The following is a 21,853-nucleotide window of genomic DNA, read 5'->3' as shown; positions in this document are numbered from 1 at the left end:
ACGCAACGTTGCCCGGGCGGGCGGCGTCCCCAAGTGACGCCGCGGCCCAGGGCGCGAAGCGGCAGAGCGAACGAAGAACGAACCACCCAACAAGGTTTTCGGACAGGAGACACCCGCGGCCGAGCGTGAGGGCGAATGCCCCGCGAAAGCCGACGTCTCCCGTCTGCGTCCAGTGATCCAGCGGATGTTGTTCCCGGTCCCCCACCCCCCGCGCTGCGAGCGTGCGCCTGACAGGACATGGTCCTGCGCTGCGCCGTCGCTCCCGGGTTCCCGGTGGCCCAGGACCCAGGACTTTCATGCAGCGCGCGGCCGGCCCACGAGGCCTCAGCGCGCAGTGCCAACCGCCCACCCCACTGTCGCGCACGCGCCAACGCTGCCCCTGCGGCCGATCTGCTGATCGACACCGCAACCAGGCAGTCCAGGGCGATTCCTTCCGGTTCCCACGCGTTTCTCGTGCATCGAAGCGTCGCCTCCTGCATCCGCAGGCGGTGACTGTCGATAGCGCGCCGCCCACGAAGGCGGCGCAGGAGGAGTGCACATGAAACGCATGCTGATCAATGCGACGCAGCAGGAAGAGCGTCGCCTGGCGATCGTCGACGGGCAGAAGCTGCTCGACTTCGAGACCGAGATCGAAGGGCGCGAACAGCGCAAGGGCAACATCTACAAGGCCGTCGTGACGCGCGTCGAGCCGTCGCTGGAGGCCTGCTTCGTCGACTACGGCGAAGACCGCCACGGCTTCCTGCCGTTCAAGGAAATCTCCAAGAACTACTTCCGCGAAGGCGCCAGCGTGCGCGACGCGAAGATCCAGGACGTCATCTCCAACGGCCAGGAGCTGCTGGTCCAGGTCGAGAAGGAAGAGCGCGGCAACAAGGGCGCGGCGCTGACCACCTTCGTCTCGCTGGCCGGCCGCTACCTGGTGCTGATGCCCAACAACCCGCGCGGCGGCGGCGTGAGCCGGCGCATCGAGGGCGAGGACCGCGAGGAGCTGAAGGAAAACCTCGACCAGCTCGAGTACCCCAAGGGCATGAGCCTGATCGCCCGCACCGCTGGCATCGGCCGCTCGGCCGCCGAGCTGCAGTGGGACCTGAACTACATGCTCAAGCTGTGGGAGGCCATCGACGGCGCTTCCAAGGGCGGCAAGGGCGCGTTCCTGATCTACCAGGAATCGAGCCTGGTGATCCGCGCGATCCGCGACTACTTCACCGCCGACATCGGCGAGATCCTGATCGACACCGACGACATCTACGATCAGGCGCTGCAGTTCATGACCCACGTGATGCCGGAGACGGCAAACAAGGTCAAGCGCTACCGGGACGATGCGCCGCTGTTCAGCCGCTTCCAGATCGAGCACCAGATCGAGACGGCGTTCTCGCGCACAGTGAACCTTCCCTCGGGCGGCGCCATTGTGATCGACCACACCGAGGCGCTGGTCTCTGTGGACGTGAACTCGGCGCGCAGCACGCGCGGCAGCGACATCGAGGAGACCGCGACCCGCACCAACCTCGAAGCGGCCGATGAGATCGCCCGCCAGATGCGCCTGCGCGACCTGGGCGGCCTGATCGTCGTCGACTTCATCGACATGGAAGAGTCGAAGAACCGCCGCGAGGTCGAGACCCGGCTTCGCGACGCGCTTCGGCAAGACCGCGCCCGCGTGCAGTTCAGCTCGATCAGCAAGTTCGGCCTGCTCGAACTCAGCCGCCAGCGCCTGCGCCCGGCGCTGAGCGAAGGCAGCCACATCACCTGCCCGCGCTGCAACGGCACCGGCCACATCCGCGACACCGAGAGCTCCGCGCTGCAGATCCTGCGCATGGTGCAGGAGGAGTCGATGAAGGAGAACACCGCCGCCGTGCATGTGCAGGTGCCGGTGGAAGTGGTGTCGTTCCTGCTCAACGAGAAGCGCACCGAGATCACCAAGATCGAGCTGAAGCAGCGCGTCACCGTGCTGCTGGTGCCGAACAAGAACCTCGACACGCCGAACTACCGGCTCGAGCGCCTGCGCCACGACGACCCGCGTCTGGAGAACCTGCAGGCCAGCTACACGATGATCGACGAGATGGACGAGGAAGTCGGCATCACCCGTCGCGAGAAGGCCAAGCCCAAGCAGGAGCCGGTGATCAAGGGGATCATGCCCGAGACGCCCGCGCCCCAGCCGGTGCCCAAGCCCGAACCCGTCGCGGTGGCCCCGGTGGCCGCGCCGGCGCCGGTGGTGGCGGCACCTGTGGCGGCTGCGGCCGGCACGGGATTCTTCGGCTGGGTCAAGCGCCTGTTCTCGGCCGAGCCGAGCACGCCGGCTGCAGCACCGGCCCCGGCCGCCAAGCCTGCGATTCCGGCTGCCGGCGAGCCGCGCCGTGAAGGCCGCGGCGAGCGTGGCGGCCGCGGTGGCCGCGATGCCAAGCGAGGTGAACGTGGCGAGCGCGGCGAACGTGGTGGCGAAGCACGTGCCGACGGCCGCGGTGGCCGTGGTGGCCGTGACGGACGCGGTGAAGGCGGTGGTCGCGACGGGCGCGGGCCGCGCAACGAACGTGGCGAGCGCAGCGAGCGTCCGGAAGGTGAAGAAGCCACCGTGCGCACCGAGGCCGGCGTCGAAACGCGCGGCGAAGCGCGTGGCGAAGGCCGCCGCGGTGGCCGGGGCGAGCGTGGCGAGCGCGGTGATCGTACCGAGCGCAGCGAGCGCCGTCCCGCACCCGAGGCGGGCAGCGCAGAGGCTGTGCCCGTGCAGCAGGCCTTCGTCGACACCATCCCGGTGGCAGAGGGTGCTGCCGAGAGCGGCGAGGCGCAGGCCGAACGCAATGGCCGCCGTCGCAACCGCCGTGGGCGCGGTGGTCGTGACCGCGATGAATCGCGCGGAGCCGAAGGCGCGGTAGGCGATACGCCGGTGAGCGCTGAAGGCGAAGTCGCCACCGAGGTCGTGAGCAGCGGGGCCGCCGAGGCCGCGCCGCAGGCGACCGAAGGCGGCGAGGAGCGCGACAGCCGCCGTCGTGGTGGTCGCGGTGGCCGCGATCGTCAGCGCCGTGAGCGCCGTGACGAAGCCGCGCCGGGCAGCGAAGTACCGCTCGGCGAGGGCATGCCGGCCATCGCCGAACAAGGCGCCGTGCCCGCCGAGTTCGCCGAATATGCGCCGGTGGCTGCGGCCGAATCAGTCGCGCAACCGGTGGCTGCGGTCGAACCGATTGCCGAGCCGCTGGCCGAAGCCTTCGTCGCGCCGTTCGTCGCAGCACCGGCGCCTGTGGCCGCCCCCGTGGCAGCACCGGTCCCCGCCGCTGCACCCGTCGTCACGAAGGTCGAACCCTTCGTGCTGCCCGCCGGTCAGCTGGCCGAGGTCGCGCAATCCGCTGGTCTGCAGTGGGTGAACTCCGACGCCGACAAGATCCGCGCCGTGCAGGAGGCGATGGCCAACGAGCCGAAGCCCGTGCACGTGCCGCGCGAGCGCAAGCCGGTGGTGGTGGCCGACGAAGGCCCGCTGGTGCTGGTCGAGACGCGCAAGGATCTCTCGCAGATCACCCTGCCCTTCGACCAGGCTGCGCAGGAGCCGCGCGCACCGCAGTAAGTACGCGTCGCCTTGTGCGACACGCCGCCGCGGCCCAGGCTTCGGCGGCGTTGTCGTTTCTAGGGCAGCCGTTCCAGCGCGCGCTGGTACAGCGGGTCGTGCATCAGGTCGTCCCAGGCCAGCGGCGCGGTCTGCGGCAGCAGGCGCTGGCGTCGCGCCTCGCTGTCGGGGTCGGATTGCCAGTGGCCTTGTGCATGCTGCGCCTCCAGGCCGTCGAGCAAGGCGTCGACGGCCGCACCGCCGTCCACCGACTGGTTGCACAGCAGCACCAGGTCGCAACCGGCGTCGAGCGCGATGGCGGCGGCCTCGGCATAACTGACCTCGACGCCGCCGACGCGGCGAGCGCCCTCCATGCTGAGGTCGTCGCTGAACACGGCGCCGGTGAAACCGAGCTGCAGGCGCAGGATCTCCTTCAGCCAGCGCGGCGAGAAGCCGGCCGGGTGGGCATCGACCTTCGGGTAGACCACGTGCGCCGGCATCACGCTGGCCAGGCTGGTGGACAGCCACTCGTAGGGCTTGGCGTCGTCAGCCAGGATGGCCTTCAGGCTGCGCTTGTCGACCGGCACCTCGGTGTGGCTGTCGGCCTTCACGAAGCCGTGCCCCGGGAAATGCTTGCCGCAGTTGGCCATGCCGGCCAGCAGCAGGCCATGCATCAGGCTCTTGGCCAGCATCGTGGCCACGCGCGCATCGCGGTGGAAAGCGCGGTCGCCGATGACGCTGCTGCCGCCGTGGTCGAGGTCGAGCACCGGCGTGAAGCTGAGGTCGACACCGCAGGCGCGCAGCTCCATGCCAAGCACCTGGCCGGCAGCGGTGGCGGCGTCGGTGGCGGTGAGCGGGTCGCGCATCCACAGCTCACCCAGCGCGCGCATCGGCGGCAGGTGCGTGAAGCCGTCAGTGCGGAAACGCTGCACACGCCCGCCTTCGTGATCGACGCAGATCAGCAGGTCGGCGCGCAGCGACTTGATCTCGGCGGTCAGCTCGACGAGCTGGCGGCGCTCGGACCAGTTGCGCGCGAACAGGATCAGCCCGCCGGTCAGCGGGTGCTGCAGGCGGCGGCGATCGTCGGCCGACAGGCTCAGGCCGGCGATGTCCAGGATGACGGGGCAATGGGGGCTCATCGGTTCTCTCGGGTTTCGACGACGACGAAGCTCGCCGCGTAGTCGGTTTCGTCGGTCACGCTGACGTGGGCGCGCAGGCCGCGTGTCTCGAACCACTCGGCCAGCGCGCCATGCAGGCGGATCTCGGGTTTGCCGCTGGGCGCCTTGACGACTTCGCAGTCGCGCCAGGTCATGGGCATGCGCATGCCCATGCCGATGGCCTTGGAGAAGGCCTCCTTGGCCGAGAAGCGCGTGGCCAGGTAGCTGATGCCGCGCGACTCGACCTTGGCCAAGCGCTGGCGGAACACCTCGATCTCGTGCGGGCCGAGCACCTTGGCCGCGAAACGTTCGCCGCGTCGCACGTAGGTCTCGCGCATGCGCCGGATGTCGCAGATGTCCGTCCCGATGCCGAAGATCATGCTCGGCTCAGGCGTGCGCCCGGTGGATGCAGCGCAGGTAGTCGCGCACCGTCTCTGCCAGACCGAGCTCCAGCGCATCCGCAATCAGCGCATGGCCGATCGAGACCTCCTGGATGCCCGGCACGGCCTGCAGGAAGTCGGTGAGGTTGTCGCGGTTCAGGTCGTGGCCGGCGTTCAAGCCCAGGCCTTCGGCCAGCGCGGCCTGCGCCGACGCGGTGAAGCCGGCCAGCACGGGCGCCTGCTGCGGCGTGCCGTGGGCACGGGCATAGGTCTCGGTGTAGAGCTCGACGCGGTCGGCGCCGGCCTCGCGCGCACCGCGCATCTGGCCTGGCTCCGGGTCCATGAACAGGCTCACACGCAGACCCATCGCCCGGCACTCGGCAACCAGCGGCGCCAGGCGCTGCAGGTCCTGCGGGAAGCGCCAGCCGTGGTCGGAGGTCGGCTGATCGACGCTGTCGGGCACGAAGGTGACCTGGTGCACCGGAAGGCCACGGCGCACCAGGTCGCGAACGCAGTCCATCAGGTTGTGAAAAGGGTTGCCTTCGATGTTGTACTCGGCCTGCGGCCAGGACTTCAGCAGTTCGCCGAGGTCGACGACGTCCTGCGCGCGAATATGGCGCTCGTCGGGCCGTGGGTGCACCGTGATGCCCTGGCAGCCGGCCTCCAGCGCCAGCGTGGCAGCGCGCGTCACGCTCGGGATGCCCAGCGCGCGTGTGTTGCGAAGCAGGGCCACCTTGTTGAGGTTGACCGACAGCGCGGTCATGCCGCGGTGGGCGTCGAGTCCGGTGGTCAGCAGTGGATTCATGGGGCGAGGTTCTGCACGTCCAGCATCGCCTGGCGGGTGCGCAAGGGGGCGGAGCCGAGATGATAGTGAAGCAGCGCGCGCAACTGTGCCTTCAGCGCCGGTAGCGCGCCGGCACAGACCTGGTGCAGGGCCTCGAGGCTGCCGTGCTCGAGCGCGGCCTGCACACCGACCAGCGTGGCGCCCGGCATGCCCGACTCGTCGCCGCGCGCCTCGATGACGCCGGCCTCCGGCCGAAGCGCGTACAGCGCTGCGGACTGCAAGGGTTGCTGCGTCTGCGTCGCCACGCTCAGGTCGGGCAGCAGCCCGATCTCCTGCAGCAGCGTGAGCTCGAAGGCGCGCAGCGCCGTCTGCGTGCGGGCATCTTCGCCGGGGCCGAGCAGCGGCAGGGTCTGCGCATAGGCATCGAAGAGCACCGGGTGCGGGTCGTGCCGGGCGAGCAGCTTCATCAGCAATTCGTTGAGGTAGAAGCCGCTGAACAGCGCCGCCCCGGTCAGCATGGCCGCGCCGCCGCCCCACTCGGCCTGGCGCAGCGTCTGCACCTCGCCAGCACCCTCGCCTTCCGGCAGCCGGCCCAGCGAGACATGGACGCGCTGAAACGGCAAGAGGATCGCACGCAGATTGGAGTGCGGCTTCTTGGCTCCGCGCGCCGCCACCGCCACGCGGCCCTGCGAACGAGTGAACAGATCGAGAATCAGGCTGGATTCGCTCCAGTCGTATCGGTGCAGCACGAAGGCCGCCAGCGGGGCCGCGCCGCGCGCCGTGGCCATCGTTACTCGTAGCCGTAGCTGCGCAGGTGGTCCTCGTCGGCCGCCCAGCCGGATCGCACCTTGACGAACAGCTCGAGGAACACCTTGGCGTCCAGCAGCTTCTCGAGCTCCTGGCGCGCCTCGGAACCGATGCGCTTGAGCCGCTCGCCACCGGCGCCGATGATCATGCCCTTGTGCGCGTCGCGCTCGACGACGATGGACGCCGCGATGCGCCGCAGGTTGCCTTCTTCCTCGTACTTGTCGATCACCACCGTCGAGGTGTAGGGCAGTTCGTCGCCGGTCAGGCGGAACAGCTTCTCGCGGATGAGTTCGCTGGCAAGGAAGCGGTCGCTGCGGTCGGTGAGCGCGTCTTCCTCGTGGAACCAGGGCTGCTCTGGAAGATAGGGCCGCACGATGCCGAGCAGGCGCTCGACGTCGGCCGCCTTCTTGGCCGACAGCGGCACGAACTCGGCGAAAGCGTGGCGGTCCTGCATGCTCTTGAGCCAGGGCGCCAGTTCGGCCCGGCGCTGCACGGCGTCGAGCTTGTTGGCGATCAGGAACACCGGCTTGCCCTTCATGGCCTCGCCCTGGATGAGGGCGAGCACCTTGGCGTCGTCCAGCCCGAAACGGCCGGCCTCGACGACGAAGAGCACCACATCGACATCGGTCAGCACGCCCTGCACCGTGCGGTTCAGCGTGCGGTTCAGCGCTGCGGCGTGGCGCGTCTGGAAGCCGGGCGTGTCGACGAAGACGAACTGCGAGTCGCCCACCGTGCGGATGCCGGTGATGCGGTGGCGGGTGGTCTGCGCCTTGGCCGAGGTGATGCTGATCTTCTGGCCGACCAATGCATTCAGCAATGTCGACTTGCCGACGTTCGGCCGGCCGACGATGGCGATCAGGCCGCAGCGCTGCGCCGCAGGAGGTTCTTCGGCCGAGGGGGTGTTCGTCATGAGCGGAGCGGGCCGCCGGGGCGGTCACTGGCCTTGAGCAGGTCGATCATGCGGCGTGCCGCTTCCTGCTCGGCCTGCCGGCGGGACTTGCCCTCGCCGGCTTGCGTCAGGCCCAGTGCCGGCACCTCGCAATCGACCTCGAAGGTCTGCGCATGCGCCTGGCCGCGTGTGCCGCTGATGCGGTAGGTCGGCACCGGCAGGCGCCGAGCCTGCAGCCATTCCTGCAGCTCGGTCTTGGCGTCCTTGGCCCAGCCGCCGATGTCGGTGCCCGCGATGACCTCGCCGAACAGTCGCTGTACCAGCGCACGCGCCGATTCGAAGCCGCCGTCGAGGAACACCGCGCCGATCACCGCCTCCAGCGCATCGGCGAGGATGGACGCACGCTGCGCGCCGCCGCCGCGGGCTTCGCCCTCGGACAGCCGCAGCACCTCGGGCAGGCCGACCTGCAGGGCGACACGGTGCAGGCTCTCCTCGCGAACCAGGTGGGCGCGCACGCGCGTCAGGTCGCCTTCATCGGAGCCGGCAAAGCGGTCGAACAGCAGGCTGGAGACAGCCAGGCTGAGCACGGCATCGCCGAGGAATTCGAGCCGCTCATTGTGATCGGCGCCGAAGCTGCGGTGCGTGAGCGCACGCGGCAGCAGATCGGCCTGGCGGAATCGGTGGCCGATTCGTTGCTGAAGTTCGTCGAGTCGTTCGTCCATCGGGTTGGTCGCGGTCAGGTGCCCTCGCACCCGGATTGGCCCCGCTGCGCTACTTGGAGCGCCCCTCGTACTTGATGAGCAGGTAGACCGGAGCCATCAGCTCGATCTCCTTGTCGTAGGCGAAACTCACCACGACCTTCTCGTTTTCCTTGGTGATCTTCAGGTCCTTGCCTTCGATCGAATTGATCGAGTACTCGATCTGCTTCTGCTTCTCGAAGGCGTTGCGGATCTCGGGCACGGTGGTGCCGCCTTCCTTGGCGATCTTCTCGACCGCGCGCTGGATGGTGTAGTACTCGTTGATCGTCGGCAGCACGCGCATCGTGACGAGCGCGCCGAATCCGATCAACACGGCCCAGAACATCAGGCCGAAGAGAGTGACACCGCGCTGGCGGCGGCTCGATACAGGCTCTGCAGTCATGCGTTCATGCTCCCGTCGTGAACCTCGTGCCCCGGCGCGTCAGTGGAACGAACCGATGCGCTTCGGGTTGCCGAAGTTCATCCACACGAAAAAAGCCCGGCCGACGATGTTCTCGTCGGGCACGAAGCCCCAGTAGCGCGAGTCCTCGGAATTGTCGCGGTTGTCGCCCATCATGAAATAGTGTCCCTCGGGCACCCTGCAGCTCACGCCCTCGGCACTGTACCGGCAGTTCTCCCGGAAGGGAAACGTGTAGGCCCCATCGGCGCCGAACGGCCGCTGCGCCTGCGGGTTCACGAGGATGCGGTGCTCGACGTCGCCGAGCTTTTCCTTGAACTCGGGGAAGTAGCGCAGCGAGTCCTCGTCGTAGAAGCCTGGCGCGGGCATCGCCTCCAGGGGGACTTCCTGGCCGTTGATCGACAGCTTCTGGTTGCGGAAGCTGACCTCGTCGCCCGGCAGGCCGACCACTCGCTTGATGTAATCGATGCTGGGATCGCGCGGGAAGCGGAACACCATCACGTCGCCGCGCTTCGGGTTGTTGTTCGGGATGATCTTCTTGTTGATCACCGGCAGGCGCACACCATAGTGGTACTTGTTGACGAGAATCAGGTCGCCGACGAGCAGTGTCGGAATCATCGACCCCGACGGGATCTTGAACGGCTCAAACAGGAACGATCGCAGCAGGAAGACTGCCAGGATCACCGGGAACAGGCCGGCCGTCCAGTCCAGCCACCAGGGCTGCATCAGCAGTCGTTCGCGCGCCGGTTCCAGATCGGTGTCGATCTTGGAGATGCCCTGCGCGGCGAGCTGGGCGCGACGGGCAGTGTCCTGTTCTTCCAGTGCACGGGCGGCCACGAGGCGCCGCGGCGCGAAGTGGAAACGTTCGGCCAGCCAGTAGGCCAGGGTCACGACACTGAGAATGAACAGCAGCAGCGAGAAATTGCCCGTCCACTTGCCGAGGTACCAGCCCCCCAGGTAGAAGGCGAGCACGCCATAGAGCACACCGGTCAGGTAACCCATCAGTCGTCCACTTGCAGGATGGCGAGAAACGCTTCCTGCGGCACTTCGACGGAGCCGATCTGCTTCATGCGTTTCTTGCCGGCCTTTTGTTTTTCGAGCAGCTTGCGCTTGCGGGAGATGTCGCCGCCGTAGCACTTGGCCAGCACGTTCTTGCGCAGCGCCTTGATTGTCTCACGCGCGATGATGTTGGCGCCGATGGCGGCCTGCACCGCCACGTCGTACATCTGGCGCGAGATCAGCTCGCGCATCTTGCTCACCACGGCGCGGCTGCGGTACGCGCTCTGGCTGCGGTGGACGATGATCGACAGCGCGTCCACCTTCTCGCCGTTGAGCAGGATGTCCACCTTCACGACATCGGCGGCCCGGTACTCCTTGAACTCGTAGTCCATCGACGCGTAGCCGCGCGACACGCTTTTCAGCTTGTCGAAGAAGTCGAGAACGATCTCGGCCAGCGGCATCTCGTAGGTCAGCATGACCTGGCGGCCGTGGTAGGCCATGTTGATCTGGTTGCCGCGCTTGAGGTTGGCCAGCGTCATGACCGGGCCGACGTAGTCCTGCGGCATGTAGAGGTGCACGGTGACGATCGGCTCGCGGATCTCCTTGATGCGGCCCAGATCAGGCATCTTGGAGGGGTTCTCCACGCGCAGCAGCGTGCCGTCGTTGAGCTCGACCTCGTAGACGACGCTCGGCGCGGTGGTGATCAGGTCCTGGTCGAACTCGCGCTCCAGCCGCTCCTGCACGATCTCCATGTGCAGCAGGCCGAGGAAGCCGCAGCGGAAGCCGAAGCCGAGCGCCTGGCTGACCTCCGGCTCGTAGCGCAGGGACGAATCGTTGAGCTTGAGCTTCTCGAGCGCGTCGCGCAGCTGGTCGTACTCGCTCGCTTCGGTCGGGTAGAGCCCGGCGAAGACCTGCGGCTGGATCTCCTTGAAGCCGGGCAGCGCCTCGGTGGCCACGCCCAGGTTGTTGGGCAGCTTCTTCTCGAGCGTGATCGTGTCGCCGACCTTGGCGGCCTGCAGCTCCTTGATGCCGGCGATCACGAAACCCACCTCGCCGGCGTTCAGCGTGTCGCGCGGCACCGACTTCGGCGTGAACACGCCGAGCTGCTCGGCTCCGTAGACCGCGTCGCTGGCCATCAGCCGGATTCGCTCGCCCTTGGACAGCGAGCCGTCGACCACGCGCACCAGCATCACCACGCCGACGTAGTTGTCGAACCAGGAGTCGATGATCATGGCGCGCAGCGGCGCCTCGGCCTTGCCGCGCGGCGCCGGCATGCGCGTGAGCACCGCTTCGAGGATGTCGTCGATGCCTTCGCCCGTCTTGGCGCTGCACGGGATGGCGTCGGTCGCGTCGATGCCGATCACATCCTCGATCTCTTCCTTGGCACGCTGCGGGTCAGCCTGAGGCAGGTCCATCTTGTTGAGCACCGGCACGACCTCGACCCCGAGTTCCAGCGCGGTGTAGCAGTTGGCGACCGTCTGCGCCTCGACGCCCTGGCTCGCGTCGACCACCAGCAAGGCACCCTCGCAGGCCGACAGCGAGCGGCTGACCTCGTAGGAGAAGTCGACGTGCCCCGGCGTGTCGATGAGGTTCAGCGTGTACTTCTGGCCGTCTCGCGCGATGTAGGTCAGCGCCGCGGTCTGCGCCTTGATCGTGATGCCGCGCTCGCGCTCGATGTCCATCGAGTCGAGCACTTGCGCCTCCATCTCACGGTCTGACAGACCGCCGCAGCGCTGGATCAGCCGATCGGCCAGCGTGCTCTTGCCGTGATCGATGTGGGCAATGATGGAGAAGTTGCGGATGTGGTCCATGGACAGCGGAGCGTGAGCCTCAGGCGATAAACACAACGGCCATTGCGTTGCGGCGGAGACTCAAATCGCGAAGCGATGTGAAGCCGCGAAGCGGCGTGTCGAAACCAAAAAAAAGGCACGTCGAAAGATTGACGCGCCTTCCAACAAAACGTATGGCAACTGCTTGTTGGGCCTTCATTGTAGCCAAAAGCACCCGGCTGGAAACCGCGCCAATCCTCGATTTCTCGTCGTTGCAGGGTGCCAACAGGAAAAGTCATCAACAGCTTATCCACAAAGCCTTGTGGATCAGTTGGGGATAGATCTGAACACCCTGCTTTGTTGATCGAATCAGCGAAACAGGGCGGTGGCAGACCCTGATTCTACCGTTCGGTCAGTGCAATCCCCGTTCGGGCACCAATGTTAGCGAGAGCTGACTTACTGCAATCTGAAAAGCTGGCCCGCAGCCTCGCTTCTCGGGTGCCATCACACCGCCTCACATCCCGGATCATGGAAAGACCCGCCTCCACAGTAGGATGCCCGGCGCCAACGCCAGGCTCCCCACAGGCCCGCCGCGGCGGTCAGCGCACGGGACGGATGATCAGAAAGTTCACCGTGTCGCCGCGCCGCACGAGCGCGGTGACGGCGCGCGACTTGTCCAGCTTCGAGACCACGGCCTCGAACTGCTTGGCGCTGGTGATCTCGGTGTTGTCCAGCGACAGGATCACGTCGCCCTCGCGCAGGCCAGCGCGTGCCGCGGCGCCATCGGCCACCTCCACCCGCACGCCGTTCTTCAGCTTGAGTTCGCGCTTCTGTGCCTCGTTCAGATCGGACACGGCAATGCCCATCGTCGAGACGGTGGCCGGCGGCTTGGTCTCTGCCTCGGCGGTACGCTTGACCTTGTCCGGTTCGATCTCGGCCACCATCACCCCGAGATCCTTGTAGGCGCCACGCCGGAACACCTGAACGGTCGACTTGCTGCCTGGCTTCACGCCGCCGACGATGCGCGGCAGGTCACCCGACTTCTCGACCACGCGGCCATCGAAGCGCGTGATGATGTCTCCCGCCTCGATGCCGGCCTTCTCGGCCGGGCCGCCGGCTTCGACGCTTCGCACCAAGGCACCCGTGGGCTTGCCCAGGCCGATGGATTCGGCCACGTCCTTGGTGACCTGATCGATACTCACGCCGATGCGGCCGCGGCTGACGCGGCCGGTCGTCTTGAGCTGTTCGGCCACTCGGCTGGCCTCGTCGATCGGGATCGCGAACGAGATGCCCATGTAGCCACCAGAGCGGCTGTAGATCTGCGAGTTGATGCCCACCACCTCACCGCGCATGTTGATCAGCGGACCGCCCGAATTGCCGGGGTTGATGGCCACGTCGGTCTGGATCAGCGGCAGGAACTCGCCGGTATCGCGTGACTTCGCGCTGACGATGCCGGCGGTCACGGTGTTCTCCAGTCCGAAAGGCGAGCCGATGGCGATCACCCATTCGCCCACGCGAAGGCGGCTGACGTCGCCGATGCGCACGGTCGGCAGCCCGGCCGCGTCGATCTTCACCAGCGCCACGTCAGAGCGACGGTCGGCACCGATGATGCGGGCCTTCATCTCGCGCTTGTCGGTCAGCGTGACGAAGACCTCGTCGGCACCCTCGACCACGTGCGCGTTGGTCATCACGTAGCCGTCGGCGCTCAAAATGAATCCGGATCCCACGCCGCGCTGCTGCGGCTCGCCATCTGGCGCCGGGCGCTGACCGCGCGGCGAGGGCTGGTTGGGGATGGGCAGGCCGAAGCGCTTGAAGAATTCCAGCATGTCCTCGTCGATCTCCGGCCCGCCACTGCTGCGCGCAGAGCGCCTCTCGGTGGTGCGGATGTTGACCACCGCCGGGCCGACACGATCGGCGAGGTCGGCGAACTCCGGCAGCGCCTGGGCCCGTGCCGGCTGACTGACGATGCCGCCTGCCGCGGCCAGGACGAGGCCGAACAGAACGGCGACGAGGCTGCGGCGTGCGGCCTGCGGAACGAGGGAGTACATCTGGGTCATGGGTGATGGCCTCAAACAGGAAACCGAGCCAGTTGGCGATTCACTTCTTGCGTTCAAGCCCGTTGGCGAACATCAGCAGGGTCGCGGGCGGAACGTCGCCAACGACAGTGACCCACCAATCGCCATGCCGGCGCATCAGGGTCTGCGTCGCGCCGACGGCAGTGCGCATGGAGCGCTGGTGGCGCTGCGCATTGAATGGCTCGATGAACAGCGACACGTAGGTCAGCCCGTCGGAGAAGATCGTCTGCAGCACCGGCTCTGCCGAAGCCTCCTGGCTGTTCGAGGTGGGCGACTCCATCGGCCGCTTGACGCAGCTGACTTCGCGGAACCCGGGCACCAACTGCCGCATCGCCCAGCCTTCGGCGTCCAGCCGCGTGGCGGTCAGCGCGGGCCGGATCACACGGTACCCGTCGAGCTTGCGCATCGGCACGGTCACGCTGTCGAGCTGCGGCTTCACACCGATCGTCACCTCGGAAAAGGCCGAAGTCTCGAGCACCTCGTTGCGGTCGTTGACCACGTCGGCTCGCAGCAACAGGCCCGAGGCCTTGTCCGACCAGAGCCGGTAGCCAAAGCGGTTCGCGTCGCGCGGCTGCACCATCAGCACGTTGGCCTCGCGCCCGGCCACGCGCTCGCTGCCCTGCGGATTGACCTCGTAGAACTCGGCCAGCCGGTCGACGCCTCCTTGCAGCAGCGCGGGAAAGCTCGTCAGCGACTGCGCCTGCTCGACCAGAGCGACGCGGCTGGCCGGCCACACCGTGTGGACCACATCGTTGAGACGGAAGACGTGGCGCGCCTGCCCGTCGAGCGACTCGATCCGCTCGTACTGGTTGCTGCCTTCGCAGTAGTGGGCGATTCGGGCACTGGAGACCGCTCCGCCGCCGCTCACCACGAACGTTCCCTGGAAGTTCTGCTTGCCCGCCGCCTCGTGGATGCGCGTCAGCCAGACACGCACCTCGCGAGCTTCGGCATCGGTGGACGCGGTTCCGCCACCCGCCGCGGACACAAAGCCGCAGAAGGCGCCGAGCAGAGTCAGCGCAAAGATCGGACGGATGAGCATGTGGGAAACGGGCCGTTCGCGGAAGTCAGCGCTTCGAGGCATCGGTGGTCGCACTGCGCAGGAATGCCGACGGCACGCCCAGCGCCGAAGCGCCCGCGAACTGCTGGTGGGCCGCCAGGTAGCGATCCAGTCGCGCGTCGCGCATGACCCGCCCGTCGGTGACATAAGCTGCCTGCTCGACACCGGCATCTGCTGCGACCGGCACCACAGGCGAGGCCATGGGCGCGCGAGCCAACTCCGGCGCCGTCTGCGGCGCTGGCGAACGCATCACGACCAGCACGCCCGCCACGGCGACAAATCCGGCAGCGACGGCGGCACCCGCCCGCCAGTGCCGCAATGCGCGGCGGCCAGCGATCCCCGGCACGGCGGAAACTGCCGGCACAGCCGACGGCGCCAGCACCACCGGCTCGTCGGCAAGACGCTCGCGCAGGCGATTCAGGAAATCCACGTCGCGAGCAGGGCGCGAAGCCAGATCGTCGGATCGCAGCACGTCTCCGATCAGGTGGTACGCGTGCCACGTCTGTCGCGACCGGGCGTCGCTGCGCCAGCTCGCGCAGGCGCGCACCACACCATCGGGGCCGAGTTCTCCATCGACCAGCGCAGAAAACTCTTCCGCGCCGTTCGAATCGACTGACTGTTCACTGGACATCTTCGACTCCAAACATCTCCCGCCCCCTCACCACCGTTCACCTTCACGCGTGTCGAGCAACGGCCGCAGCCGCAACGCGATCGCCTCGCGGGCCCGGAAGATGCGCGAACGCACCGTCCCGATCGGGCAGTTCATCAATTCGGCAATCTCTTCGTAGCTCAGCCCTTCGATCTCGCGCAGCGTGATCGCCTGGCGAAGGTCTTCCGACAGCGCTTCGATCGCGGAGTTCACTGCAGACGCGATTTCTTTGCTCGCCAGCACCGCCTCGGGGGTTTCGCCGTCGGTTAGTTCATTTTCGACGCGCGAAGTTTCCTCGTCCTCATCACGCGAGGCGAGTGCGGATTCCGTCACGATCGGGTCGCGCTTGAGGTCGACCAGCGCCTTCTTGGCGGTGTTCACCGCGATCCGGTACAGCCAGGTGTAGAAGGCGCTGTCGCCACGGAACTGCCCGACCGCCCGGTAGGCGCGGATGAAGGTCTCCTGGGCGATGTCGGGCACCAGGTCGACGTCGCGCACCATGCGGCCGATCAGCCTTTCGATGCGCCGCTGGTACTTGACGACCAGCATCTCGAAGGCCTTGACGTCGCCTTGCTTGACGCGTTCGATCAGCGGTGCGTCGGCGTCGTTGGGATTCATGCGGAAGGTGCGGCAGGAGCCTGCGCCGAGCGGCCGGCCGGATCGGGTCGCGGCGAATATACCGCACAGCGCAGGTCGTGCCATTGACCGCCGATGTCGCGACGACTCAGTGCCAGCCAGCGCACGCGCCGCCTCGAACCGGCCGGCGTGGCGCGAAAACGCAGCAGCATCCAGCGGCCGCCGTCCAGCGCAACGGCCACGCTGCCGGGCGTCTCCTCAGCGCTGCCTGGGGCGCCGTCGGCCAGCCGCCAGACTTCACCCTCCAGGCGCAATTGGCCGCTGCGGATCCAGTGCATCGCCGCCGCGGCCCCGAGCGCCAGCGAGGCCGGCAAGCCAAGCCAGATCCATCCCGTCGCGTTTCGTTCGAAGGCTGTCACGAGCCAACAGCCCATGCTCAGCGACGCGGCCAGCGTCAAGGCAGCCACCCCGAACCGCCAGGCGGCAGCCGTTCGGATCCGGATGGACAGCGCGTTGGAATCGGGCATGACAGCGGGTGCGCCCGCGCGCCCTCAGGCGCGACGGAACACCAGCGTGCCGTTGGTGCCGCCGAATCCGAAGTTGTTCTTCACGGCGTACTCGATCTTCATCTGCCGCGCCTCGTTGGCGCAGTAGTCCAGGTCGCACTCGGGATCCTGGTTGAAGATGTTGATGGTCGGCGGTGACACCTGGTGGTGCAGCGCCAGCACAGTGAAGACCGACTCGATGCCGCCGGCTCCACCGAGCAGGTGCCCTGTCATCGACTTGGTCGAATTCACCACCAGCTTCCCGGCGTGGTCGCCGAAGGCGAGCTTGATGGCGTTGGTCTCGTTCACGTCGCCCAGCGGCGTGGAGGTGCCGTGGGCGTTCAGGTACTGCACCTGGTCGGCGTTGAGGCCGGCATTGCGCAGCGCCGCACGCATCGAACGCTTCGGGCCATCCACGTTGGGCGCAGTCATGTGGTACGCGTCGGCGCCCATGCCGTAGCCGCTCAGCTCGGCGTAGATCTTCGCGCCGCGCCGCTTGGCATGCTCGTATTCCTCGAGCACGACCACGCCCGCGCCCTCGCCGAGCACGAAGCCATCGCGGTCCTTGTCCCAGGGGCGCGACGCGGTGGCGGGGTCGTCGTTGCGCGTGGACAGCGCACGCGCCGCCGCGAAGCCACCGATGCCCAGCGGCGACACCGTCGACTCGGCGCCGCCGGCGACCATCACGTCGGCATCGCCGTACTCGATCAGGCGGCCTGCCTCGCCGATGCAGTGCAGCCCGGTGGTGCAGGCGGTCACGATGGCGAGGTTCGGCCCCTGGAAGCCGAAGTGGATCGACACGTGGCCGGAGATCATGTTGATGATCGACGCCGGCACGAAGAACGGCGAGATGCGGCGGGGGCCGCGGCTCGCGTACTCGGCCTGCGTTTCCTCGATCAGAGGCAGGCCGCCAATGCCCGAGCCGACCAGGCAGCCGATGCGCTCGGCCGCGTCTTCGCCCAACGCATCGTTGGTCGGCAAGCCGGCATCGCGCACCGCCTGAATCGACGCCGCCAATCCGTAGTGGATGAAGGTGTCCATGTGGCGCGCTTCCTTGGCGGGGATGTAATCCTCGATCTGGAAGCCCTTCACCTCACCGGCGAACCTGCACGCGAACGCCGACGCATCGAAGCGCGTGATGTTTGCGATGCCGGAGCGCCCGGCGATCAGGTTGGACCAGCCGTCGGACACCGTGTTGCCCACGGGACTGATCAGACCGAGCCCGGTGACGACGACGCGGCGACGGCTCATGCGCTATGCGAGTGCAAGGGGAACGAACGAAGGAGCGCGCTCAGGCGGCCTTCTGGTGCTTCACGGCGTAGTCGATCGCCAGTTGCACGGTCGTGATCTTCTCGGCTTCCTCATCGGGAATCTCGATGCCGAACTCGTCTTCGAGTGCCATGACCAGTTCCACCGTGTCGAGCGAATCGGCGCCGAGGTCGGCCACGAATGCTTTTTCGTTGGACACATCGGCCTCGGGAACACCCAACTGCTCGGCGATGATCTTCTTGACTCGTGCTTCGATGTCGCTCATGACTCCTCCGGGAGTGTTTACAGAAACAGGGCGGGATTCTAAGGCTTGGCCGGTCCGGGCCGCGCGCGGGGCGCGAAGCCGGTTTCAGGCCATGTACATGCCGCCATTGACGTGCAGTTCGGCGCCGGTCACGTAACCGGCCAACGGCGAGGCGAGAAAGGCCACCGCATGGGCGATCTCGGCAGCCAGGCCGAGCCGGCCGACCGGGATCTGCGCCAGCAGCGCGGCCTTCTGCGCCTCGGGCAGCGAGTGCGTCATGTCGGTGTCGATGAAGCCGGGCGCCACGCAGTTGACGGTGATGCCGCGGCTGCCCAGTTCGCGGGCGAGCGATCGCGTCATGCCGGCCACGCCGGCCTTCGCCGCAGCGTAGTTGGCCTGGCCCGGGTTGCCGCTGGCACCCACCACCGAGGTGATGTTGACGATGCGGCCGTAACGCTGCTTCATCATCGGCCGGATCGCTGCGCGGCTGGCGCGGAAGACGGCCTTGAGGTTGGTGTCGAGCACGGCGTCCCAGTCTTCGTCCTTCATGCGCATCGACAGCGTGTCGCGCGTGATGCCGGCATTGTTGACCAGCACCTGCAGGCCGCCGTGCTGCTTGACGATGCCGTCGATCGCCGAGTCCAGGGCGGCACCATCGGTGACGTCGAGCTTCAGCCCGCTGCCGCCCTGTGCGCCGAGCGCCTCGCCGATGGCGGCAGCGCCGGCCTCGCTGGTCGCCGTGCCGATGACCTTCATGCCCTGCGCTGCCAGCGCCATCGCGATCGCCCGGCCGATGCCCCGCGAGGCGCCGGTCACCAGCGCCACCTGGCCCTGCGTCGTCACCTCGCTCATTGCAGCATCCCCTTCGCTTCGGCCAGCGTCGCCGGGTCGAGAACATTGCCTACGACCAGGCTCGCATCGATGCGCTTGGCCAGTCCGGCGAGCACCTTGCCCGGACCGCATTCGAACAGGTGGGTGGCACCGCGCGCGCGGATGGCCTGCACCACCTCGACCCAGCGCACCGGGCCGAAAGCCTGCCGGTACAACGCCTCGCGGATGTCGTCGGGGTCGGTCTGCACCGCCACGTCGATGTTGTTCACCAGCGGGATCGATGGGGCACGCAGCGTCACCGAGCGCAGCCGCTCCTGCAGCCGCTCGGCTGCCGGCTTCATCAGGCTGGAATGGAACGGGGCGGAGACCGCCAGCGGCAACGCGCGCTTGGCACCTCGGCCCTTGAGTGCTTCGCAAGCCTGGTCGACCGCGCCCTTCGTTCCGGCAATCACGATCTGCTTGGGATCGTTGAAGTTCGCCGCCTCGACCGGTTCGCCGACGGCCGCAGCCACTTCGGCGCAGGTGATGCGAACGATCTCGGCATCGAGCCCCAGGATGGCCGCCATAGCGCCCACACCGACGGGCACCGCCTCCTGCATCGCCTGGGCACGAAAGCGCACCAGTGGCAGGGCATCGGCCAGCGTCAGCGAACCCGCGGCGACCAGCGCGCTGTACTCGCCCAGCGAGTGGCCGGCGACCACCGCCGGCGCCTGTCCGGTCTCGGCCATCCAGGCGCGGTAGCAGGCCACCGCAGCGGCCAGCATGACCGGCTGCGTGTTGGTGGTCAGGTCGAGCTGTTCCTTCGGGCCTTCGTGGATCAACTGGCCGATGTCGGTGCCGAGGGCGTCAGACGCCTCGGCCAGAGTGTCTCGCACGGCCGGGTGGTCACCCCATGCGTCGAGCATGCCCACCGTCTGGGATCCCTGCCCGGGGAACACGAATGCGAAGGTCGTCATCGCCTGTTGTCTCACTCTTTGCTTGTGGGCCCGTGGCCGGGCCTCGAACTCAATAGTCGAGCAGCACCGCGCCCCAGGTGAAGCCGCCGCCCACGCCTTCGAGCATTACGGTGTCGCCGCGCTTGACCTGGCCACGGCGCACCGCGACGTCCAGCGCCAGCGGGATCGACGCAGCGGAAGTGTTGCCGTGTTCGGCGACGGTGACCACCACCTTGTCCATCGGCAGCTTCAGCTTGCGCGCCGTGCTCTGCATGATGCGGATGTTGGCCTGGTGCGGGATCAGCCAGTCGATGTCGGCCTCGCTGCGGCCGGCCTTGTGCAGCACGGCCCGCGCAGCGCTCTCGAGCACGCCGACGGCGAGCTTGAACACCGCCTGGCCATCCATCTTCAGCAACGGATCGCCGAGCACCTGCCCACCGGAAACATTGCCGGGCACGCACAGGATCTCGACGTGGCGGCCGTCGGCATGCAGGTCGGTGGCCAGGATGCCGGGCTGATCGCTCGCCTCCAGCACCACCGCGCCGGCGCCGTCGCCGAACAGCACGCAGGTCGTGCGGTCCTTGAAGTCAAGGATGCGCGAGAACACTTCGGCGCCGATCACCAGTGCGCGGGTGGCCGCGCCGCTGCGGATCATCGAATCTGCGATGGTCAGCCCATAGACGAAGCCGGAGCACACAGCCTGCACGTCGAAGGCCGCGGCACCGAAGGCACCGAGCTTGTTTTGCAGGATGCAGGCCGTCGACGGGAACACCATGTCCGGCGTCGAGGTGGCGACGATGATCAGGTCGATGTCGGCCGCCGTGCGGCCGGCCGCCTCGAGCGCGTGGCGTGCCGCATGAACCGCCAGCTCGCTGCTGGTGACGTCGGGCGCCGCGAAGTAGCGGGCACGGATGCCGGTGCGCTCGACGATCCAGTCGTCGGAGGTCTCGACCCCGTCGCGGGCCAGTTGCGCCGCGAGCGCCTCGTTCGACACGCGGTTCGGTGGCAGGTAGCTGCCGGTGCCGGTGATGCGGGAGTAGCGAGGTGTGATCGAGCTCATCGTGATGCGGCCAGTGCCGGCAGATCGGACTGAAGCTCCGCAGCCGAGGCCGGCATCGCCGCCAGCGTCTCGAGGATGCGGTCGTGCACGCGGTCGAGCAATCGATTGCGCGAGGCATCATAAGCCCGATTCAGCGCCTGCTGGAACGCGAAGGCATCGGCTGAACCGTGGCTCTTGAAGACCAGCCCGCGCAGGCCGAGCAGCGCCGCGCCGTTGTAGCGGCGGTGGTCGACACGCGCCTTGAAATGCTTGAGCACCGGCAGCGCGACGATCGCGGCCATCTTGGTGAAGATGTTGCGGGTGAATTCCTGGCGAATGAAGTTCGACAGCATCGAGGCCAGGCCCTCGGCCGTCTTCAGGGCCACGTTGCCGACGAAACCGTCGCACACGACGAGGTCGGTGGTGCCCTTGAAGATGTCGTTGCCTTCCACGTTGCCGTGGAAGTTGATGTGCCCGGCGGCAGCGGCGGCGCGCAGCAGTTCGCCGGCCTGCTTGATGGTCTCGCTGCCCTTGATGGCCTCTTCGCCGATGTTGAGCAGGCCCACGCTGGGGTTCTCCTTGCCCTCGACGGCGGCGACCAGCGCGCTGCCCATCACGGCGAACTGCAGCAGGTGCTCGGCGCTGCAGTCGACGTTGGCACCGAGGTCGAGCACGGTCGTGTAGCCGTCGCGCTCGTTGGGCATCACCGAGGCTATGGCCGGGCGGTCGATGCCTTCGAGCGTCTTGAGCACGTAGCGCGAGACCGCCATCAGTGCCCCGGTGTTGCCGGCGGACACGCAGGCCTGCGCGGCGGACCGGCCGTCTTCGCCGGTCTTCACCTGCGAGACCGCCACGCGCAGCGACGAATCCTTCTTGCGGCGCAGCGCCACTTCGACGGGGTCGTCCATCTCGACGACCTCGCTGGCCGCGACGATGGTGCAGCGCGACCACGCAGCGGCAGCGGCGAGCGCATCGGCCTTGCCGACGAGGATCAGGTGGGCCTGCGGGTGCGCGTCGAGGAAGGCGCGGCAGGCGGGCAGCGTGACCGACGGGCCGTGGTCGCCGCCCATGCAGTCGACGGCGAGCGTGACGCGAGCTTCGGCGGCCGCGGCAGACGAGGCGGCTGTGTTCATCTCAGACCGATGGGCGGACGGGCCGCGCCACGGA

At 67.7% G+C, this 21,853-nt stretch carries 21 protein-coding genes; 1 reads left to right on the top strand and 20 read right to left on the bottom strand.

Annotated features, from left to right (window positions below; genetic code table 11):
- Positions 1-538 precede the first annotated feature (538 nt).
- Positions 539-3,547 (top strand): Rne/Rng family ribonuclease, encoded by a 3,009-nt coding sequence (locus HZ992_RS04710; protein WP_209385530.1) that lies wholly within the window; start codon positions 539-541, stop codon positions 3,545-3,547.
- A 59-nt stretch (positions 3,548-3,606) separates the two neighbouring features.
- Here HZ992_RS04710 and nagZ read toward each other — a convergent pair whose 3' ends face one another.
- From nagZ to plsX, 20 genes are all read right to left on the bottom strand, one after another.
- Positions 3,607-4,665, bottom strand: a complete 1,059-nt coding sequence (nagZ, locus tag HZ992_RS04705; RefSeq protein WP_209385529.1) for a beta-N-acetylhexosaminidase — start codon at positions 4,663-4,665, stop codon at positions 3,607-3,609.
- Complete coding sequence (gene acpS, locus HZ992_RS04700; protein ID WP_209385528.1) at positions 4,662-5,063, bottom strand: holo-ACP synthase; 402 nt, start codon at positions 5,061-5,063, stop codon at positions 4,662-4,664. Before acpS ends, nagZ begins: the two co-directional genes overlap by 4 nt.
- 7 nt (positions 5,064-5,070) lie before the next feature.
- On the bottom strand, positions 5,071-5,868 hold the full coding sequence (locus tag HZ992_RS04695) for a pyridoxine 5'-phosphate synthase (protein WP_209385527.1): 798 nt from the start codon (positions 5,866-5,868) through the stop codon (positions 5,071-5,073).
- On the bottom strand, positions 5,865-6,635 hold the full coding sequence (gene recO, locus HZ992_RS04690; RefSeq protein WP_209385526.1) for a DNA repair protein RecO: 771 nt from the start codon (positions 6,633-6,635) through the stop codon (positions 5,865-5,867). Before recO ends, HZ992_RS04695 begins: the two co-directional genes overlap by 4 nt.
- A 2-nt stretch (positions 6,636-6,637) precedes the next feature.
- Entirely contained in the window at positions 6,638-7,564 is a 927-nt protein-coding gene (gene era, locus HZ992_RS04685; RefSeq protein ID WP_209385525.1) for a GTPase Era, read from the bottom strand.
- Positions 7,561-8,265, bottom strand: coding sequence for a ribonuclease III (gene rnc / locus HZ992_RS04680; protein ID WP_209385524.1), 705 nt, complete (start codon positions 8,263-8,265; stop codon positions 7,561-7,563). Before rnc ends, era begins: the two co-directional genes overlap by 4 nt.
- Positions 8,266-8,314: 49 nt before the next feature.
- Positions 8,315-8,683: a DUF4845 domain-containing protein gene (locus HZ992_RS04675; RefSeq protein ID WP_209385523.1), complete on the bottom strand. Its 369-nt coding sequence runs from the start codon at positions 8,681-8,683 to the stop codon at positions 8,315-8,317.
- Between the two features lie 39 nt (positions 8,684-8,722).
- Positions 8,723-9,700, bottom strand: coding sequence for a signal peptidase I (gene lepB / locus HZ992_RS04670; RefSeq protein WP_209385522.1), 978 nt, complete (start codon positions 9,698-9,700; stop codon positions 8,723-8,725).
- Positions 9,700-11,508 carry a translation elongation factor 4 gene (lepA, locus tag HZ992_RS04665; protein WP_209385521.1) on the bottom strand — a complete coding sequence of 603 codons (1,809 nt, stop codon included), beginning with the start codon at positions 11,506-11,508 and terminating at the stop codon, positions 9,700-9,702. Before lepA ends, lepB begins: the two co-directional genes overlap by 1 nt.
- Before the next feature lie 557 nt (positions 11,509-12,065).
- On the bottom strand, positions 12,066-13,514 hold the full coding sequence (locus HZ992_RS04660; RefSeq protein ID WP_209387045.1) for a DegQ family serine endoprotease: 1,449 nt from the start codon (positions 13,512-13,514) through the stop codon (positions 12,066-12,068).
- A gap of 49 nt (positions 13,515-13,563) precedes the next feature.
- Complete coding sequence (locus HZ992_RS04655) at positions 13,564-14,580, bottom strand: MucB/RseB C-terminal domain-containing protein (RefSeq protein ID WP_209385520.1); 1,017 nt, start codon at positions 14,578-14,580, stop codon at positions 13,564-13,566.
- Between the two features lie 25 nt (positions 14,581-14,605).
- On the bottom strand, positions 14,606-15,229 hold the full coding sequence (locus tag HZ992_RS04650) for a sigma-E factor negative regulatory protein (protein ID WP_209385519.1): 624 nt from the start codon (positions 15,227-15,229) through the stop codon (positions 14,606-14,608).
- A gap of 27 nt (positions 15,230-15,256) precedes the next feature.
- The gene (rpoE, locus tag HZ992_RS04645) at positions 15,257-15,865 is read right to left on the bottom strand and encodes an RNA polymerase sigma factor RpoE (RefSeq protein ID WP_209385518.1); all 609 of its coding nucleotides are present in this window, start codon (positions 15,863-15,865) and stop codon (positions 15,257-15,259) included.
- A complete protein-coding gene (locus HZ992_RS04640) occupies positions 15,862-16,350 on the bottom strand; it encodes a hypothetical protein (RefSeq protein ID WP_209385517.1) in 489 nt (162 codons plus the stop codon). The genes rpoE and HZ992_RS04640 overlap by 4 nt, the downstream gene beginning before the upstream one ends.
- A gap of 24 nt (positions 16,351-16,374) precedes the next feature.
- Positions 16,375-17,619, bottom strand: a complete 1,245-nt coding sequence (gene fabF / locus HZ992_RS04635) for a beta-ketoacyl-ACP synthase II (protein WP_209385516.1) — start codon at positions 17,617-17,619, stop codon at positions 16,375-16,377.
- Positions 17,620-17,659: 40 nt separating this feature from the next.
- Complete coding sequence (acpP, locus tag HZ992_RS04630) at positions 17,660-17,902, bottom strand: acyl carrier protein (protein WP_209385515.1); 243 nt, start codon at positions 17,900-17,902, stop codon at positions 17,660-17,662.
- 84 nt (positions 17,903-17,986) lie between these two features.
- Entirely contained in the window at positions 17,987-18,733 is a 747-nt protein-coding gene (gene fabG, locus HZ992_RS04625) for a 3-oxoacyl-ACP reductase FabG (protein ID WP_209385514.1), read from the bottom strand.
- Positions 18,730-19,668 (bottom strand): ACP S-malonyltransferase, encoded by a 939-nt coding sequence (gene fabD / locus HZ992_RS04620; protein WP_209385513.1) that lies wholly within the window; start codon positions 19,666-19,668, stop codon positions 18,730-18,732. The genes fabG and fabD overlap by 4 nt, the downstream gene beginning before the upstream one ends.
- Before the next feature lie 49 nt (positions 19,669-19,717).
- Positions 19,718-20,707 (bottom strand): beta-ketoacyl-ACP synthase III, encoded by a 990-nt coding sequence (locus tag HZ992_RS04615; protein WP_209385512.1) that lies wholly within the window; start codon positions 20,705-20,707, stop codon positions 19,718-19,720.
- Positions 20,704-21,819 carry a phosphate acyltransferase PlsX gene (gene plsX / locus HZ992_RS04610; RefSeq protein ID WP_209385511.1) on the bottom strand — a complete coding sequence of 372 codons (1,116 nt, stop codon included), beginning with the start codon at positions 21,817-21,819 and terminating at the stop codon, positions 20,704-20,706. The genes HZ992_RS04615 and plsX overlap by 4 nt, the downstream gene beginning before the upstream one ends.
- Positions 21,820-21,853: the final 34 nt, after the last annotated feature.

This window comes from Rhizobacter sp. AJA081-3, assembly GCF_017795745.1.
GTDB lineage: Bacteria > Pseudomonadota > Gammaproteobacteria > Burkholderiales > Burkholderiaceae_C > Piscinibacter.
The sequence above is the reverse complement of the archived record's forward strand: the minus strand, read 5'-3'. Positions and strand labels throughout refer to the sequence as shown.

Coding starts and splice junctions, on each gene's coding strand:
- HZ992_RS04640 (WP_209385517.1), bottom strand. CDS start 16,350: ATGCCCGATTCCAACGCGCTGTCCATCCGGATCCGAACGGCTGCCGCC.
- recO (WP_209385526.1), bottom strand. CDS start 6,635: ATGGCCACGGCGCGCGGCGCGGCCCCGCTGGCGGCCTTCGTGCTGCAC.
- HZ992_RS04695 (WP_209385527.1), bottom strand. CDS start 5,868: ATGAATCCACTGCTGACCACCGGACTCGACGCCCACCGCGGCATGACC.
- lepA (WP_209385521.1), bottom strand. CDS start 11,508: ATGGACCACATCCGCAACTTCTCCATCATTGCCCACATCGATCACGGC.
- fabF (WP_209385516.1), bottom strand. CDS start 17,619: ATGAGCCGTCGCCGCGTCGTCGTCACCGGGCTCGGTCTGATCAGTCCC.
- HZ992_RS04660 (WP_209387045.1), bottom strand. CDS start 13,514: ATGTACTCCCTCGTTCCGCAGGCCGCACGCCGCAGCCTCGTCGCCGTT.
- nagZ (WP_209385529.1), bottom strand. CDS start 4,665: ATGAGCCCCCATTGCCCCGTCATCCTGGACATCGCCGGCCTGAGCCTG.
- HZ992_RS04650 (WP_209385519.1), bottom strand. CDS start 15,229: ATGTCCAGTGAACAGTCAGTCGATTCGAACGGCGCGGAAGAGTTTTCT.
- plsX (WP_209385511.1), bottom strand. CDS start 21,819: ATGAACACAGCCGCCTCGTCTGCCGCGGCCGCCGAAGCTCGCGTCACG.
- rpoE (WP_209385518.1), bottom strand. CDS start 15,865: ATGAATCCCAACGACGCCGACGCACCGCTGATCGAACGCGTCAAGCAA.
- HZ992_RS04675 (WP_209385523.1), bottom strand. CDS start 8,683: ATGACTGCAGAGCCTGTATCGAGCCGCCGCCAGCGCGGTGTCACTCTC.
- era (WP_209385525.1), bottom strand. CDS start 7,564: ATGACGAACACCCCCTCGGCCGAAGAACCTCCTGCGGCGCAGCGCTGC.
- rnc (WP_209385524.1), bottom strand. CDS start 8,265: ATGGACGAACGACTCGACGAACTTCAGCAACGAATCGGCCACCGATTC.
- fabG (WP_209385514.1), bottom strand. CDS start 18,733: ATGAGCGAGGTGACGACGCAGGGCCAGGTGGCGCTGGTGACCGGCGCC.
- HZ992_RS04615 (WP_209385512.1), bottom strand. CDS start 20,707: ATGAGCTCGATCACACCTCGCTACTCCCGCATCACCGGCACCGGCAGC.
- acpP (WP_209385515.1), bottom strand. CDS start 17,902: ATGAGCGACATCGAAGCACGAGTCAAGAAGATCATCGCCGAGCAGTTG.
- HZ992_RS04655 (WP_209385520.1), bottom strand. CDS start 14,580: ATGCTCATCCGTCCGATCTTTGCGCTGACTCTGCTCGGCGCCTTCTGC.
- lepB (WP_209385522.1), bottom strand. CDS start 9,700: ATGGGTTACCTGACCGGTGTGCTCTATGGCGTGCTCGCCTTCTACCTG.
- HZ992_RS04710 (WP_209385530.1), top strand. CDS start 539: ATGAAACGCATGCTGATCAATGCGACGCAGCAGGAAGAGCGTCGCCTG.
- fabD (WP_209385513.1), bottom strand. CDS start 19,668: ATGACGACCTTCGCATTCGTGTTCCCCGGGCAGGGATCCCAGACGGTG.
- acpS (WP_209385528.1), bottom strand. CDS start 5,063: ATGATCTTCGGCATCGGGACGGACATCTGCGACATCCGGCGCATGCGC.